At 66.1% G+C, this 14912-nt stretch carries 16 protein-coding genes and 1 tRNA gene; 12 read left to right on the top strand and 5 right to left on the bottom strand.

Features of this window, described 5'->3' with window-relative positions; genetic code table 11:
* Positions 1–15: 15 nt before the first annotated feature.
* The 4 genes from ACU0DV_RS15855 to ACU0DV_RS15840 form a co-directional block, all read right to left on the bottom strand.
* Positions 16–92: transfer RNA gene (locus ACU0DV_RS15855), tRNA-Arg, on the bottom strand.
* A gap of 58 nt (positions 93–150) precedes the next feature.
* Entirely contained in the window at positions 151–1533 is a 1383-nt protein-coding gene (locus tag ACU0DV_RS15850; RefSeq protein ID WP_446241091.1) for a sensor histidine kinase, read from the bottom strand.
* Positions 1534–1567: 34 nt separating this feature from the next.
* On the bottom strand, positions 1568–2989 hold the full coding sequence (locus tag ACU0DV_RS15845) for a dihydrolipoyl dehydrogenase family protein (protein ID WP_446241092.1): 1422 nt from the start codon (positions 2987–2989) through the stop codon (positions 1568–1570).
* Between the two features lie 128 nt (positions 2990–3117).
* A complete protein-coding gene (locus ACU0DV_RS15840) occupies positions 3118–3855 on the bottom strand; it encodes a TVP38/TMEM64 family protein (protein ID WP_446241093.1) in 738 nt (245 codons plus the stop codon).
* 395 nt (positions 3856–4250) lie between these two features.
* Here ACU0DV_RS15840 and rpmH point away from each other — a divergent pair, with 395 nt between their 5' ends.
* The 12 genes from rpmH to ACU0DV_RS15780 all read left to right on the top strand — a co-directional run bounded on the left by rpmH (position 4251) and on the right by ACU0DV_RS15780 (position 13738).
* On the top strand, positions 4251–4385 hold the full coding sequence (gene rpmH, locus ACU0DV_RS15835; protein WP_005854912.1) for a 50S ribosomal protein L34: 135 nt from the start codon (positions 4251–4253) through the stop codon (positions 4383–4385).
* 35 nt (positions 4386–4420) lie between these two features.
* A complete protein-coding gene (gene rnpA / locus ACU0DV_RS15830; RefSeq protein WP_446241094.1) occupies positions 4421–4813 on the top strand; it encodes a ribonuclease P protein component in 393 nt (130 codons plus the stop codon).
* Positions 4810–5031 carry a membrane protein insertion efficiency factor YidD gene (gene yidD / locus ACU0DV_RS15825; protein WP_100928251.1) on the top strand — a complete coding sequence of 74 codons (222 nt, stop codon included), beginning with the start codon at positions 4810–4812 and terminating at the stop codon, positions 5029–5031. The genes rnpA and yidD overlap by 4 nt, the downstream gene beginning before the upstream one ends.
* A 360-nt stretch (positions 5032–5391) precedes the next feature.
* Positions 5392–5634 (top strand): hypothetical protein, encoded by a 243-nt coding sequence (locus tag ACU0DV_RS15820; protein WP_283981973.1) that lies wholly within the window; start codon positions 5392–5394, stop codon positions 5632–5634.
* A 102-nt stretch (positions 5635–5736) separates the two neighbouring features.
* Positions 5737–6588 (top strand): tRNA 2-thiocytidine(32) synthetase TtcA, encoded by an 852-nt coding sequence (gene ttcA / locus ACU0DV_RS15815; protein WP_100928253.1) that lies wholly within the window; start codon positions 5737–5739, stop codon positions 6586–6588.
* 69 nt (positions 6589–6657) lie between these two features.
* Complete coding sequence (locus ACU0DV_RS15810) at positions 6658–8202, top strand: putative bifunctional diguanylate cyclase/phosphodiesterase (RefSeq protein WP_446241095.1); 1545 nt, start codon at positions 6658–6660, stop codon at positions 8200–8202.
* Positions 8203–8339: 137 nt separating this feature from the next.
* Positions 8340–10142 (top strand): membrane protein insertase YidC, encoded by a 1803-nt coding sequence (gene yidC, locus ACU0DV_RS15805; protein ID WP_446241096.1) that lies wholly within the window; start codon positions 8340–8342, stop codon positions 10140–10142.
* The gene (locus ACU0DV_RS15800) at positions 10139–10882 is read left to right on the top strand and encodes an MOSC domain-containing protein (protein ID WP_446241097.1); all 744 of its coding nucleotides are present in this window, start codon (positions 10139–10141) and stop codon (positions 10880–10882) included. Before yidC ends, ACU0DV_RS15800 begins: the two co-directional genes overlap by 4 nt.
* Positions 10882–11532 (top strand): ribosome biogenesis GTP-binding protein YihA/YsxC, encoded by a 651-nt coding sequence (gene yihA / locus ACU0DV_RS15795; protein ID WP_446241098.1) that lies wholly within the window; start codon positions 10882–10884, stop codon positions 11530–11532. Before ACU0DV_RS15800 ends, yihA begins: the two co-directional genes overlap by 1 nt.
* 189 nt (positions 11533–11721) lie before the next feature.
* Positions 11722–12600, top strand: coding sequence for an acetylglutamate kinase (argB, locus tag ACU0DV_RS15790; protein WP_370313263.1), 879 nt, complete (start codon positions 11722–11724; stop codon positions 12598–12600).
* Complete coding sequence (locus tag ACU0DV_RS15785) at positions 12597–13256, top strand: ferredoxin (protein WP_446241099.1); 660 nt, start codon at positions 12597–12599, stop codon at positions 13254–13256. The genes argB and ACU0DV_RS15785 overlap by 4 nt, the downstream gene beginning before the upstream one ends.
* Complete coding sequence (locus ACU0DV_RS15780) at positions 13253–13738, top strand: SixA phosphatase family protein (RefSeq protein ID WP_370313265.1); 486 nt, start codon at positions 13253–13255, stop codon at positions 13736–13738. Before ACU0DV_RS15785 ends, ACU0DV_RS15780 begins: the two co-directional genes overlap by 4 nt.
* 29 nt (positions 13739–13767) lie before the next feature.
* Here the strand turns inward: ACU0DV_RS15780 and ACU0DV_RS15775 are convergent, their stop codons facing one another.
* On the bottom strand, positions 13768–14778 hold the full coding sequence (locus ACU0DV_RS15775; protein WP_446241100.1) for an amino acid ABC transporter substrate-binding protein: 1011 nt from the start codon (positions 14776–14778) through the stop codon (positions 13768–13770).
* Positions 14779–14912 lie beyond the last annotated feature (134 nt).

The raw sequence follows: 14912 nt of genomic DNA, 5'->3' as shown, positions 1-14912 counted from the left end.
GCGGTTTTGAAATTCTGGCGGACCGAGGAGGATTCGAACCCCCGACCCCTTGATTCGTAGTCAAGTACTCTATCCAGCTGAGCTATCGGTCCGTGAGGCGTGCATGTACCGTCCGTGTCCGGGATGCGCAAGGGGCATTCTCGAGATTTTTCAACTCATGTCCCCCATCGGCAGGCGGATCTCGAAACACGACCCGGTCTCGTCGCTGCGCTTCAGTGCCAGCGTGCCGCCGTGCCCCCGGATCAGCTCCGACACGATCGGCAGACCCAGACCCGAGCCGCCCTTGCGTGCGCCGCCCTGGAACGGCTGGAACAGGTGCTCCTTCGCCTTGGGCGGCAGGCCCGGGCCGGTGTCCGTCACATTGATGACCCAGGCCTCGTCCTCCGCCCATGCGGCTACGGAGATCTCGCCCGGCTTGCCGGTGGCGATGATCGCCTGCCGCGCATTGCGGACGAGGTTGGCGAGCGCACGGTAGATCTGTTCCGGATCGCCCCGGATCATCAGGCTGGCAGGCACGTCCTCCGACAGCGAAAGGTCGGAGTCGCCGATGGCCAGCCGCTCGGCCTCCAGTACCTCGTTGGTGAGTTCGGCGAAGTTGAACAGGGTCAGTGAGGGTGCGGGTTCCTCCGCCCGACCGAAGGCCAGCGTGTTCTCGCACAGCGACACGGCCCGCGAGATGGAGTTCACCAGCTTCGGCGCCATGCGCTTGACCGCCGGGTCCTCGGATATCTCGATCCGGTCGGTGAACAGCTGGGCCGAGGTCAGGATATTGCGCAGGTCGTGGCTGACGCGTGCCACGGCACCGCCCAGCTGGGCCAGCCGCTCCTTCTGGCGCAGCGCCTGGGTCAGTTGCGTCTCGAGCGCCTGCAGCGCCTGTTCCGCCTCGCGCAGTTCCCGGACCCGGGCCGAGGGCGCGATGATGCGGCGGGCGTCTTCGGGCGCTTCGGCGTAACGCATCATGTGGCCGATCACACGCTTGATCGGGTGCACCATCAGCCGCCGGACGGCAAGGAACAGCAGCAGGGCGGTCATGACCGAGATCGCCGCCGACAGCAAAAGGATGCGCAGCCCGTAGTCGACCATGGCGGTGCGCAGTTCGGTTGTGTCCATGGTCACTTCGATCAGCTGGCCCGCGTCGCGCGACGGGGCGCCGATCACCCGGATGATCGCCGGCTCACCCGCAATCAGCCTGTAGAGCGCGTCCCGCATCAGGTCCCAGGCGCTCGCCTCCCTCAGATCGAAGGTGACGTCGACCTCGCCGGGGATCGGAGAGGTCAGCACCAGTTGCCGCATGGAGTCGCGGCGGAGCACGACGTTGAAGACGCCTGCATTGTCCAGCAGTTCCGCCTCCAGTTCCTCGGACAGCATGTCGTCGGCCAAGAGCGCGAGGGACGCGATCTGCGCCCGCTCCAGCCGCGACTCGAGGAAGTCCTCGCGGAAGCGCGCGATCGAGGGCACGAAGATCAGCACTTCGGCCAGCATCACGAAGATCACCGTGAGAAACAGGAAACGGCCAGAGAGCGAGGTTAGCATTGGGAGGTCAGCATGGGGCGGTCAGGTCAATTTCTCAGGGCAGCCATCGTTGGATCAGGCGCACAACCGTCTTCACGGTCTGGTTTTCGAACAATCTGGGGGAAAAATAGGCTCCGGCCACCCGTTTGTTAATCTCTCCAACAGTCGGATAGGGCGAAACCATCGCAGAAATTGCGCTCATCTTGAGATTGTTGGCAATCACCATCGACCAGAAGTTCGCCAGTTCACCCGCCTGGGGGCCGACGATGGACACGCCCACGGGCCGGCCGCGGACCACCATCGCCTTGATGAACCCCTGCGCGGACCGCTCGGCGACAAGGCGGTCGTTGTGGCCGAAGTCGAAGCGAGCGACTTCAAGGCGATCTCCGTGCGCGGTGCGGGCCTCGGCCTCCGTCAGCCCGACCTGCGCCAGTTCCGGGCGGGTGTAGGTGGCGCGCGGGATGTGGGCGGTGCCGGCCTTCGCAGGCAGACCCAGAACGGCAGAACGGACGACGATCCCGGCGTGGTAGCCTGCCACATGGGTGAACATCAGCCCCCCTGCCGCATCGCCGATGGCGTAGACCTTGCGGTTCGTGGTCTTCAGCGCGGCGTCCACCTTGATCCCGGTGCCCGTCGTCTCGATCCCCGCGGTGTCGAGGCCGAGGTTCTCCGTATTCGCGCGACGTCCCACCGCGACCAGCAGATGAGAGCCCGCGATCTCGCGGCCGTCCTCCAGGACCACCGACACGCCATCCGCCTCGGTGCCGCCAACGCGCGTGACCTTTGCCTCCTCGATCACCTCGACGCCCTCGGCGCGCATCGCCTCCAGCACGCGGGCGGCGCATTCGGGGTCTTCACGGCCAAGCGCCTTCGCCCCTTCCAGCACCGTCACGCGAGAGCCAAGCCTGCGGTGCGCCTGCGCCATTTCCATCCCTATGGGACCGCCGCCGATGATCAGCAGGTGCTCCGGCCGCGTCTTCAGCGACCAGAGCGTCTCGTTCGTCAGGTATGGCACCGTGTCGAGCCCGGGAATGGGCGGCACCATCGGGGAAGAGCCGGTGGCGATCACGATGCGGCGCGCGGTGATCCTGTGGTCGCCTGCCTCCACCTCCGTCGGCGCGACGAACCGCCCGAAGGCACGGATGACCCGCACGCCGAAGCCCTCGAACCGTTTCTGGCTGTCGACCGGCGCGATCTGGTCGATGACACCGGCTATGTGATCCTGCACCGCCGCGTAATCCGTGTCCGGCGTGACGTTGGCGATGCCGTAGGAGCAGAGCCGCCCCATCATGTGCGCCCTGTCTGCCGCGGCAATCAGCGCCTTGGACGGCACGCAGCCGTAGTTCAGGCAGTCGCCGCCCATCTTGTGACCTTCCAGAAGAATGACGTCGGCGCCCATCTGGCTGGCACCCGCGGCGACGGACAGGCCACCCGACCCGGCACCGAGGATGAGAATGTCGCAGGACAGCTTTTGCATGGGTCAGGTGCCTTCCCGGGTCTTGGTGATATTAGGCTTGGTTTAACGGGCCATGCCGATGGTATCCGGCGCAAGGGCGGCGATGACGAGGACGACCGCCCGGCCCCTCCTTGCATTGGTCCCGCAGCTCAGATCTCGCGCTTTCCGCGCACCGCCTTGATGACCATCGGCAAGGCCGCCAGCGCGCAGAGGGCGAGGATCGGGCCGATCACATGCGGCTCCCACAAGATCGACAAGTCCGGCGTCTCGCCCCGGTCAAACACCTCGCCGACACCGACGCCGATCCACGTGAACACGATGGCGCCCGGCACGATGCCCAGAGCGGTGGTGAAGACGTAGTTGCGAAAGCGCACCCCGACCAGCGCGGGCAGCAGGTTCGCGACAAAGAACGGCACGGCGGGCACGAGCCGCAGCAGGAAAAGCACGCTGATCTCGTTTTCGCGCAGCCCGTCGCGCAGCTTTGCGATCCGCCCTTCCGACGCATCCATGCGCGCCGACAGCATTTCACCCAGACCGGCGCGGGCCGCGAGGAAGATCAGGCAGGCGCCCGCGGTCGCCGAAATCACGTTCAGCACGGTGCCGCCCACAAGCCCGAAGAGGAACCCGCCGGTGATCGACGCCACCGCGGCGCCCGGCAGGGAAAAGCCGACGATGGCCACGTAGATCAGCACGAAGGCGGCGGCGATCAGCACGAAATGGTCGTCGCGCAGGGCAATCAGCGCATCGCGGTTCTCGGCCAGCGTCTCGAAGCTGAGGGTGTCGCGCAGCGTAAACACACCGAAAAGCGCAACCGCAGCGATCAGGATCAGCGGCAGGTGCCGCTTCAGTCCGGCCGCGCGGGCCCTCGGGTCTGTCATTTCGCTCATGGTCCTGTCCCTCGTGTGCGGCCATCCTGCCCCAAAGATGCGCCGGGCGCCTCCCCGGAAACAGGGTTCTCACACCCGCTTGATCTTCGGGACGCGGAAACGTGACAAACACGGGTCCGGCGCTCCGGTTCTGAAACATTGGCAGCCCGCGAAGTCGGGGCACTGTAACAAACGGAACTGCCGTGAAGCCGGTTGCGCAACAGGCTGAAATCGCTCACTACGGCGGGGCGCGCGGCCATTTGCCGTGTCATTTGCCTGCGCCGTTACGACAGCGCAGAAGTTTCTCAACAGGTGTTTGACAAGTGAAGTCCTCTTCCCTATAGGCAGGGCTTCCAACGTCCCTGGCGGGCGACTCGCACTGTCTTCTCGCCTGCCAATGAACCGGAGTAGCCGCGATGAAACGCACCTTTCAACCGTCCAACCTCGTCCGCAAGCGCCGCCACGGCTTCCGTGCCCGCATGGCAACCAAAGCCGGCCGCAAGATTCTGAACGCCCGCCGCGCGCGTGGCCGCAAGAACCTCTGCGCCTGAGCCTGACCCGCAAGGACGACACGGCTGGCGCCGTCATGGCGCCTTCGAAAGCCGCCCCGGTTGAAGCCGAGGCGGCTTTGTTGCCGTTGACGGTCATCAAGCGCCGACCGGATTTCCTGAAGGCGGCGCGCGCGCGTCGCGTGCCCTGCGAAGGTTTCCTTCTGCAGGCCCGCAAACGCGACCCCGGTGAGGCCGAAGGCCCGCGGGTCGGCTTCACCTGCTCAAAGAAGGTCGGCAACGCCGTCGCTCGCAACCGGGCCAAGCGCCGCCTGCGCGAGATTGCACGTCTGGTCATGCCCGGACGCGTGCACCCGGACCACGACTATGTCCTGATCGGGCGCGCGGAAAAGACCGCGGACCGCCCCTTCGATCTGCTTCAGGACGATCTCCGCAAGGCCTTGGCGGTCGTGCACGGGGGGCGGGAATGACGCCCGCCGCCTGGCTGGTCTCGCTGCCTGTCAGGGCCTATCGGCTGGTGGGATCGCCCTGGGTGGGCCACGGCTGCCGCTACCATCCCACATGCTCTGCCTACGCACTGGAAGCGCTTGAAAAGCACGGCGCTTTCCGGGGGACATGGCTCGCCGCGCGGCGCATCGGCCGGTGTCACCCCTGGGGTGGTTCGGGCATCGACAACGTCCCCGACTGAGCGCCTGTCTGATGCCGGTCGGCCACAGCGGAACGATCTTTCGCCCGTGGCCGCAAACATCTCTTCATTTTTCGGCTTTTCCTGCTAACAGGGCGGCGCACGTCAACCTGACAGAGAAGGAGTGCATGATGACCAAGCAAAATGCGCCCCGCAAGGCTGTCCCGATGACTGCATGGGGCCTGCGATCCGCAACCTATCGCTGCGCCGCGTAACGCCCCCCGCCTCTGACCAGAGGCACACTTTCATCACACATCCATAAACCGCTCCACACCGGCCCCATGCCTTTCGCATGACCCGGTCCCCGGCTCGGTCCTTTCTTCAAGCAGGAGCCCTTGGCGTCTGTGCCTTGGGAAGTCTCTCATGATCACGATTCCAAATCCGTCGCCCGTTCGCGGCGAAATCAGCACTCTCATCAGCCGGCACGGTGCCCTTCCGGTGCTGCGCGCCGTGCTGTTCACCCTGCTGTCCCGCCAGGGCCGCAAGCGGCGGCCTCCGCCGGTGTTCGCCAACGAGCTGCCCCCGCACCTGCGGCGCGACCTGGGTCTGCCGCCCCAACAGCGCAGCCTGCGGCCCGGACTGCCGCCGAGCGCCGGGCTGTTCTGACAGAGGCCGCGCGGCTGCCACGCCGCGCGGATCTGCGCTGTAGCGGGCCATGCCATGCGCGTCGCCATTGCGCGGCGGCATGCGAACGGCTAAGCCGCCGCCATGCTCGACGACAACGACGAAATCCACCCGCTCTTTTACGGGGCCCCCAAGACGACGGAGTTCAAGAAGCTCCGCAAGCGGCTTGTGCAGAACGTGCGCGAGGCGGTGGACCAGTATGGCATGGTGCAGGAAGGTGCGCGCTGGCTTGTCTGCCTGTCCGGCGGCAAGGACAGCTACACTCTACTCGCCATCCTGCACGAGCTGAAGTGGCGCGGCCTGCTGCCAGTCGAGCTTCTGGCCTGCAACCTGGACCAGGGGCAACCCGGCTTTCCGGCGACCGTGCTGCCCGAGTTCCTCGAAAAAATGCAGGTGCCGCACCGGATCGAGTATCAGAACACCTATTCCATCGTCATGGACAAGGTGCCTCAGGGCCGGACCTATTGCGCGCTCTGCTCCCGGCTGCGGCGCGGACACCTGTACCGGATCGCGCGCGAGGAAGGCTGCTCTGCCGTCGTGCTGGGACATCACCGCGACGACATCCTTGAAACCTTCTTCATGAACCTCTTCCACGGCGGGCGCCTTGCGACCATGCCACCGAAGCTGGTGAACGAGGAAGGCGACCTGTTCCTGTACCGCCCCCTCGCCCATGTCGCCGAGGCCGACTGCGAAAAGTTCGCCCGCGACATGAACTACCCGATCATCCCCTGCGATCTGTGCGGCAGCCAGGACGGCCTGCAGCGGCAGCAGGTCAAGCAGATCCTCGACGGCTGGGAAAGAAACAGTCCCGGACGACGGCAGGTGATGTTCAAGGCGCTCACAAACGTGCGGCCGTCGCACATGCTCGACCCGAAGCTGTTCGACTTCGCAGGGCTGGATATCGGCGGCAAAACAAGCAATTCGAGCGACTTCTGATCTCTGCGTTAAGGAGCGGGTTACTCCCGACTTCTAGTCTCCCTTCCGAATGGAAAGGGACGGGCAGAGATGAAGGTTTCCTTCGACAAGAGCCTCGGCAGACTTCGGATCCTCCTGCGCCGTGGCCTGCACGGGCCGCAGGTGCTCGCTTTCCTGCCCGCCGGTGTGCTGACCGCCTTCTGGCTGGGTGGCGAACCGCTGCTGATCCTGACCGCCCTTTGTGCCCCGCTGCTCTATGTCTTCGCCAACGGCGCGCCGCCCGAGGCGCCCGAGGACCCCGCCGAGCGTAAGGGCAATCTCGCGGATGAGGACACCTCCCGGTCCCTTGCCCAGCAAGCGCTGGATCGCGCAGTGGCCGCCAATCTGTCCACCGCCTGCATGATCGTGGAACTGGCCGGGCTGGACGATGTCTCGCAGCAGGCAGGGGACACGACCGCCGACACTCTGCGGGACCTGTCGCTGTCGCGGCTGCGCAATGCCCTGCGCCGCGATGACACCGCCGTGCGCATGGGCGACAACCGTTTCCTCGTGTTGCTCGGCCCGTCGCTCAGGCTGGATCTGGAGGCGCTGCTGCAACTGGCGACCCGCATCCAGAACGCGCTGGAAGAGCCCGCGGCGATCGAGAATTCCATGCGCTACCTGTCGGCCTCCGTCGGGTTCTGCGGCAGTCCTCGCATGCCATCCGGTGCGAAGGGCGCGCAGCTTCTCGAAGCGGCGCAGGTCGCCCTTGCCGAGGCGGTCGCCAACGGCCCCTCCGCCATCCGCGCCTGGTCGGAACACATGCGGCTCGCGCACACGGAGCAGAAGACCCTCAAGTCCGAGGTCGACCGCGCCCTTGCCGCCGGGCAGATCCAGCCGTGGTTCCAGCCGCAGCTGTGCACGTCCACCGGGCGCATAAGCGGGGTGGAGGCGCTGGCCCGCTGGATCCATCCGACCCGCGGCATCGTCCCCCCGGCACAGTTCCTCCGTGTTCTCGAAGACGCGGGCCGTATGGAACGCCTGTCCGAGGTCATTCTGCAACACTCGCTTACTGCGCTGCGCAGCTGGGACACCGCCGGGCTGTCGATCCCGCGGGTCAGTGTCAATTTCTCCGACCAGGAGTTGCGCGATCCCCGACTGGTGGAGCGTATCCAATGGGAGCTGGACCGTTTCGGGCTGACGCCGGAACGGCTTGGCGTCGAGGTGCTGGAAACCGTCATTGCCAGTTCGCCCGAAGGAGTCGTGGCCCGCAACATCGTGGAACTGGGCAAGCTGGGATGCCAGATCGACCTCGACGATTTTGGCACGGGCCACGCCTCCATCACCTCGCTCCGCCGGTTCAAGGTGCACCGGCTGAAGATCGACCGCAGCTTTGTCACGCGCATCGACCGGGACGAGGACCAGCACCGCATGCTGGCCGCAATCCTGGGCATGGCCGACCGGCTGGGCCTCGAAACGCTGGCCGAAGGGGTGGAAAGCGTGGGCGAACACGCCCTCCTCGCACAGCTTGGCTGTGACCATGTCCAGGGGTTCGGGATCGCCCGCCCGATGCCCGCCGACCAGATCGCCGAATGGGCGCATCAGCATGACGAACGCATCGCCGGGGCACAGCGGCTGGGACGCAGTTCCGGCTGATCTCGCCGTGCGGCGCGCTGCGCCTGCCTGTTACCATGGGCCGCATCTCGCATATATGACCGGAATCCGCTTGACCTTTCAGGCCGGGGACGATTGAACCCGGCGGTGACTTTCAAGTGGAAAGGCAGGCCCCCCCGATGGATGAACAGAACAAGAACCTATTCCTGGCAACGGCGCTCAGCTTCGTTGTCATCCTCGTATGGTTCATTCTCTTCCCACCGCAGGAGCCGGTCGAGGATCCCAATGCCCCAGCTGAGGTGACGCAGACTGCCGACCCGGCGCCCGGCGTCGCCGCCGTCCCGAACGCGGCCCCCGGCACCGAAGCCGCGGCCCCGACCGGACAGCCCGTCGGCGCCGCCGCGGACGCGCCCCGCCTGCCGGTGGAAACCGCGCGTCTCGAAGGCTCCATCGCCCTGACCGGCGGACGCCTCGACGACCTGCGCCTCAAGGACTACACAGTCTCGCTCGACAGCGACGAGATCGTCCAGGTGTTCCAGCGCGTGGGCTCCAACGATGCCTACTATACGCTGTACGGCTGGGCCCCCGGCGGCGGCCTCTCGATGGAGGAGGTGCCCGGCGCCAACACCGTCTGGAGTGTCGAGACCGGCGAGACGCTGACCACCGAGACGCCCGTGACGCTGCGCTGGGACAGCCCGTCGGGCCTGGTCTTCCGCCGCACCATCGCGGTCGACGAGGACTACATGTTCACCGTCACCCAGACCGTCGAGAACGCCAGCGATGCCTCCGTTTCGCTGGCCCCCTACGGCGTGCTGGCCCGCCATGGCGAACCCTCGAACGTGAAGAACTTCTTCATTCTTCACGAAGGCGGGATTTCCATGATCGACGGCGAACTGGCGGAAACCGACTACGACGATTTCCAGAGCGCCGGTCAGCACCAGGACACCACCATGGAGACCGCCGGGTGGACCGGTTTCACCGACCACTACTGGATGAGCATCCTGATCCCGACCCAGCCCGGGACCAAGATCAGCACATTCCACAACCAGAGCAACGACATCTACCAGACCACGGCGCGCATGCCGACGATGACCGTGGCTCCCGGCCAGACCCAGCAGGTCACCAGCCAGCTTTTCGCCGGCGCCAAGGAATGGGAAACCATCCGCGAGTACCAGAAGAACGGCGTCGACCGCTTCCTCGACAGCATCGACTGGGGCTGGTTCTTCTTCCTGACCAAGCCGATGTTCGCTGTCCTGCACTGGCTGCACGGCGTGATCGGCAACATGGGCATCGCCATCATCGGCCTGACCGTCCTGCTGAAGATCCTGCTCTTCCCGCTGGCCTACAAGTCCTACGCTTCCATGGCGAAGATGAAGGAACTGCAGCCCGAGATGGAGAAGCTGAAGGAGCGCGCGGGCGACGACCGCGAGAAGCTCCAGAAGGAGATGATGGCGCTCTACAAGAAGGAAAAGGTGAACCCCGCCGCGGGCTGTCTGCCGATCCTTCTGCAGATCCCGATCTTCTTCTCGCTCTACAAGGTGATCTTCGTCACGCTGGAACTGCGGCACGCGCCCTTCTTCGGGCCGTTCCAGGACCTCAGCGCACCTGACCCCACCTCGCTGTACAACCTGTTCGGTCTGCTGCCCTGGGCCGCGCCCGAGGCGGGTTCCATCCTCGCGCTGGTCTTCATCGGTATCCTGCCGATCCTGCTCGGCATCTCCATGTGGCTTCAGCAGAAACTGAACCCGGCGCCGGCCGATCCGACGCAGCAGATGATCTTTGCCTGGATGCCGTGGGTGTTCATGTTCATGCTCGGCGGCTTCGCCTCCGGTCTCGTGGTCTACTGGATCACCAACAACACGATCACCTTCACGCAGCAGTACCTGATCATGCGCAGCCACGGCTATCACCCCGACGTGCTTGGCAACATCAGGGGCAGCTTCAAACGTGGCAAGAAGGGTGAGGCGGCCGCGAAGAAATGACCGCGCGGCTGACCCAGATCTGGCGGTTCCCGATCAAGAGCCATGGCCGAGAGGCCCTGACCGAGGCGCAGCTTGCGCCCGGTCAGACGCTGCCCTGGGACCGTCACTGGGCCGTGGCGCACGAACACAGCGACGCCGATGGCAGCCGCTGGGTGCGCTGCAACAACTTCTCGATCGGAACCAAGGCGCCGCTTCTGGCTGCGATCACCGCCCGGCTTGACGAAGAGCGGGGCGTCGTGACGCTCTCTCATCCGGATCGCCCGGACCTGACCTTCGATCCCGATTCCGAGGGCGAGCTGCTGATCGACTGGACCCGCGGCTTCGTGCCGGAGAACCGGGCACAGTCGGCCCGCGTCGTGCGCGGAGAGACGCGCGGTTTCACCGACAGCGAGTTTCCGTCGATCACCATTGGCAACCTCTCGTCGCACCGCGCGGTGGAACAACGCGTGGGGCAACCGCTCTCCGTGCATCGCTGGCGCGGCAACCTGTGGTTCGACGGCGGCGCTCCGTGGGAAGAGTTCGACTGGATGGATCGCGAGGTCCAGATCGGAGAGGCCGTGCTGCACGTCCGCGAACGGACCGACCGCTGCCTTGCCACCCACAACAATCCCGACACCGGCACCCGCGACCATGACGTGCTCGGCGCGCTCGACAGCTGGGGCCACCGGGATTTCACCGTCCGGGCAGAAGTCGTCCGCCCCGGCCGGATCGCCATCGGCGACGACGTGAGGTGCCTGTGATGGAACTGCGCTTTCCGCTGGCCGAAGAACCCGATGACGCTGCGCGCGAGGCCGCGCGCAAGTTGTTCGTCGGAGAGGTCGACTTCCTCAAGGGCGTCGTGGCCATGGACGGCCTGCCGCCCGACGACCGGGCAGAGGTCTGCTTTGCCGGTCGCTCCAACGTCGGGAAGTCCAGCCTGATCAACGCGCTGACCGGCCGCAAGGGACTGGCCCGCGCCTCGAATACGCCGGGCCGCACGCAGGAAATCAACTATTTCACGCTTGGCAGAGAACGCTACCTCGTGGACCTTCCGGGCTACGGCTTTGCCAATGCGCCGGTGCAGGTCGTCGAGAAGTGGCAGGCCCTGCTGAAGGCGTATCTTGCCGGGCGTGTGTCCCTGCGCCGGGCCTTCGTCCTGATCGACCATCGCCACGGGGTAAAGCCCGTCGACAACGAGATCATGACCCTGCTCGACCGCTCTGCCGTGACCTTCCAGGTCGTGATGACCAAGGCGGACAAGGTGAAGGGCGTGGCACACGACAAGATCCTCGATCAGGTCCGCGGCCAGCTGGCCAAGCACCCCGCTGCATACCCCGAGATCGTCGTGACCAGCAGCGAGAAAGGCGATGGCATCGCCACGCTGCGCAGCATCATCGCCACGCTGACCTGACCTGCGGCGGCCACCGCCCCGCATCGAAGCGCGCCCCTGCGCCCGCGGGCAGCCGGGCGCCTGATCCACCGGATGCCGGAAGCCCCCCGCGCACTCCCGTCTTTGCCACAACACCCACTGGCATTCCTGTCCCGCGCGCGGCATTGTCGCAGCAGATGCCAAGGGAACGACCAGATGAGACCGCGCAACATGAACAAAGACTGGAAAGCGACCGCCCGGACCCTCTCCGAGGCCCTGCCCTACATGCAACGCTATTCCGGCGCCATTGTCGTCGTGAAGTTCGGCGGCAATGCGATGGGCGACGCCGACGCGATGGCGGAATTTGCCCGTGATATCGTGCTGATGCGCCAGGTGGGCGTGAACCCCATCGTCGTGCACGGTGGCGGGCCGATGATCAACGACATGCTCAAGAGGCTCGACATCAAGTCGGAGTTCGTGCGCGGCAAACGCGTCACCGACCAGGCCACCGTAGAGGTGGTCGAGATGGTGCTGACCGGCCTCGTGAACAAGCGGATCGTTCAGGCGATCATGGACGAGGGCGGCCGCGCCGTGGGCCTGTCGGGCAAGGACGACGACCTTATGGTCTGCGAGGCCGACGATCCGGAACTGGGCTTTGTCGGCCGCCCGATCGAGATGAACGTGCAGGTGCTGCGCGACCTCTTCACCGCCGGGATCATCCCCGTGGTGGCGCCCGTGGCGACCGGCATGGACCCGCTCGAGACCTTCAACGTCAACGGCGACACTGCGGCCGGGGCAATCGCGGGCGCGCTTAAGGCGGATCGCCTGCTCCTGCTGACGGACGTGGCCGGGGTGAAGGACAGCTCGGGCGAGGTGGTGACGGAGCTTGTCCCCGACGACATCCGCAAGCTGACCGCCGAAGGGGTGATCGCGGGCGGCATGATCCCGAAGACCGAGACCGCGCTGAAGGCGCTGGAGGAAGGCGTGCGCGCCGTGGTCATCGTCGATGGCCGCGTGCCCAACGCCTGCCTGCTGGAGCTTTTCACCGAACATGGCTCCGGCTCGATGATCCGGCAACCGGACCTGCCGCCGCTCACCCCGCGCAGATGACGCTCGAGCGGGTGGATGCCGCGGCCCGCGCGCAGGCACTCGCCGTGCGCGGTGCGCTGCATCCCGGCCCGGACGACGGTGCGCCCGAAGGCACCGGTACCATCGTGCTGCTGGGCCCGGACGAGCCGCGCTTCTGGCAGGTGTTCACCGCTTCGCCCGAGTATGGCGACGGCGGAGAGGACCCGTTGGACCGCTGGTCGAAACGGGTGATCGGCGCGCTGGCCTCGGACCTCGGCGCGCCCGCCATCTTCCCGTCCGACGGTCCGCCCTACCCGCCGTTCCTGCAATGGGCCGTGGACAGCGGGCGATGCTGGCCGTCCCCCGTGGGCCTTCTGGTGCATGACGAAGCGGGGCTGTTCCTCAGCTTTCGCGGCGCCCTCGCCCTGCCCGACCGGCTCGACCTTGCCGCGCCGCCCACGCGCCCCTGTGACACCTGCGCCGCCCCCTGCACGACCGCCTGCCCGGTGTCCGCGCTGGCAGAGGATCAAGCCTACGATGTCCCGCGCTGCCAGGCCCACGTGGCAAGACCTGAGGGGGCCGCGTGCCGGCAGGGCTGCCTCGTCCGGCGCGCCTGCCCGGTGGCCAACGACTTCCGTCGGCGCCCCGAACAGTCCACCTTCCACATGTCCGCATTCATGAGGCATTACCGACCGTGAAACGCCTGATCCTGATGCGCCACGCCAAGTCCGACTGGTCCCTCGGCCAGCCCGACTCCGCCCGTCCACTGAACGCCCGGGGCCAGAGGTCCGCCGAAGCCATGGGCGACTGGCTGCGAGAGAAGGGCTACCTGCCCGACCAGATCCTCTGCTCCAGCGCGCAGCGCACGCGCGAGACGCTGGACCTGCTGCGCATCACCGCGCCGACGAGTTTCCAGAAGGGACTGTACCTCGCCACGCCGGACAAGATGCGCAAGGCGCTGCGGAAGGCGAAGGGCGACACCGTGCTGATGCTGGGGCACAACCCGGGCATCGGGCTTTTCGCGCAGAGTATCGTCGCCACGCCGCCGGACCATCCGCGCTTTGACGACTATCCGACCTGCGCGACGTTGGTGGTGGATTTCCCGATCACGGCCTGGAAAGCGCTGGATGCGCCGGGCGAAACGGTGGACTTCGCAGTCGGGCGCGATTTCAGCGACTGATCCGCGAGCCCGTCAGCCCTGACCCGGCCTCAGCGAAACGGCGGGCTGTAGAGCAGGCCGCCCTCGGTCCACTGCAGGTTCAGTCCCCGCGACAGACCGATGGGCGTGTCCACCCCGATATTGCGCGAGAAGAGCTCGCCATAGTTGCCGCCCGCCTTGATCGCCCGGACAGCCCAATCTGCATCAAGCCCCAGCATCTCGCCCATGCGCCCTTCGAGCCCGAGCAGGCGGTTGAGCTCGGGCGTGCTGGTGCCCTGTGCCTTCAGTTCGTCGACGTTGGCGGAATTGACGCCAAGTTCCTCAGCGGCGATCAGGGCGTTCAGCGTCCAGCGCACGATATCGGCCCAGTCGTTGTCGCCATGCCGGATCGCCGGCCCCAGCGGTTCCTTCGAGATGATGTCTTCCAGAAGGACGTGGTCACCCGGGTTGGCGAAGGTGGCGCGGATCGCGGCCAGCTGGGAGGCATCGGACGAATAGACCTCGCACGCGCCCTCAAGGTAAAGCGACTGCGCTTCTGCCGTGCCTTCGACCGGCACCGCCTCGTAGCTCATCTGGTAGCGGTCGAAATACTCGTCGACGTTCAGCGCGCTCGTGGTACCGGCCTGCACACAGATCGACCGCCCGTCCAGTTCCCGCGCCGAGCTCAGCCCCAGCGTCTTGGGCACCATGAAGGCCTGGCCGTCGTAATAGTTGATGCCTGCGAAATCGACCTTCAGGTCGACGTCCGTCGCGAAGCTCCACGTCGTGTTGCGCACCAGCAGGTCGATTTCCCCGGCATTCAGCGCGGTAAAGCGGGTCGCGGCGGTGGTCTCAACGAAGTTGACGGCCATCGGGTCGCCAAGGACGGCCGCGGCCACGGCCCGGCACATGCCGACGTCGAACCCGCGCCATTCGCCATTGGAATCCTTGGAGGCGAAACCGACGAGCCCGGTGTTCACGCCACAGTTCAGGGTTCCGCGCGTCTTGACCTCGTCCAACGTCCCTGCCGTTGCGGCGCCCGCAAGCAGCATGGCGAGCCCTGCGCCGATTATCCTGTACATGCCGTCCTCACCTTCAGGTCTTTGCCTCGCCATCAACCGTCGGATCAGCCTTCGGATTCAGGAAATTATGAGGGTTCATCCCTCTTGATCGGCGACAGTTTGGGCGGATTCCTGCCAAGAGGTCAAGCCGCGAT

The sequence above is a fragment of the Sagittula sp. genome (assembly GCF_052825245.1).
Note: the sequence above shows the minus strand (reverse complement) of the source record. Positions and strands in the feature narration are given on the sequence as shown.

Excerpts from the sequence above, each read along its gene's own strand:
- ACU0DV_RS15810 (WP_446241095.1), top strand. The coding sequence starts at position 6,658 with ATGAAGGTTTCCTTCGACAAGAGCCTCGGCAGACTTCGGATCCTCCTG.
- ACU0DV_RS15820 (WP_283981973.1), top strand. The coding sequence starts at position 5,392 with ATGATCACGATTCCAAATCCGTCGCCCGTTCGCGGCGAAATCAGCACT.
- ACU0DV_RS15845 (WP_446241092.1), bottom strand. The coding sequence starts at position 2,989 with ATGCAAAAGCTGTCCTGCGACATTCTCATCCTCGGTGCCGGGTCGGGT.
- yihA (WP_446241098.1), top strand. The coding sequence starts at position 10,882 with ATGGAACTGCGCTTTCCGCTGGCCGAAGAACCCGATGACGCTGCGCGC.
- ACU0DV_RS15800 (WP_446241097.1), top strand. The coding sequence starts at position 10,139 with ATGACCGCGCGGCTGACCCAGATCTGGCGGTTCCCGATCAAGAGCCAT.
- rpmH (WP_005854912.1), top strand. The coding sequence starts at position 4,251 with ATGAAACGCACCTTTCAACCGTCCAACCTCGTCCGCAAGCGCCGCCAC.
- ACU0DV_RS15840 (WP_446241093.1), bottom strand. The coding sequence starts at position 3,855 with ATGAGCGAAATGACAGACCCGAGGGCCCGCGCGGCCGGACTGAAGCGG.
- ACU0DV_RS15785 (WP_446241099.1), top strand. The coding sequence starts at position 12,597 with ATGACGCTCGAGCGGGTGGATGCCGCGGCCCGCGCGCAGGCACTCGCC.
- ACU0DV_RS15775 (WP_446241100.1), bottom strand. The coding sequence starts at position 14,778 with ATGTACAGGATAATCGGCGCAGGGCTCGCCATGCTGCTTGCGGGCGCC.
- yidD (WP_100928251.1), top strand. The coding sequence starts at position 4,810 with ATGACGCCCGCCGCCTGGCTGGTCTCGCTGCCTGTCAGGGCCTATCGG.
- rnpA (WP_446241094.1), top strand. The coding sequence starts at position 4,421 with ATGGCGCCTTCGAAAGCCGCCCCGGTTGAAGCCGAGGCGGCTTTGTTG.
- ttcA (WP_100928253.1), top strand. The coding sequence starts at position 5,737 with ATGCTCGACGACAACGACGAAATCCACCCGCTCTTTTACGGGGCCCCC.
- ACU0DV_RS15850 (WP_446241091.1), bottom strand. The coding sequence starts at position 1,533 with ATGCTAACCTCGCTCTCTGGCCGTTTCCTGTTTCTCACGGTGATCTTC.
- argB (WP_370313263.1), top strand. The coding sequence starts at position 11,722 with ATGAACAAAGACTGGAAAGCGACCGCCCGGACCCTCTCCGAGGCCCTG.
- yidC (WP_446241096.1), top strand. The coding sequence starts at position 8,340 with ATGGATGAACAGAACAAGAACCTATTCCTGGCAACGGCGCTCAGCTTC.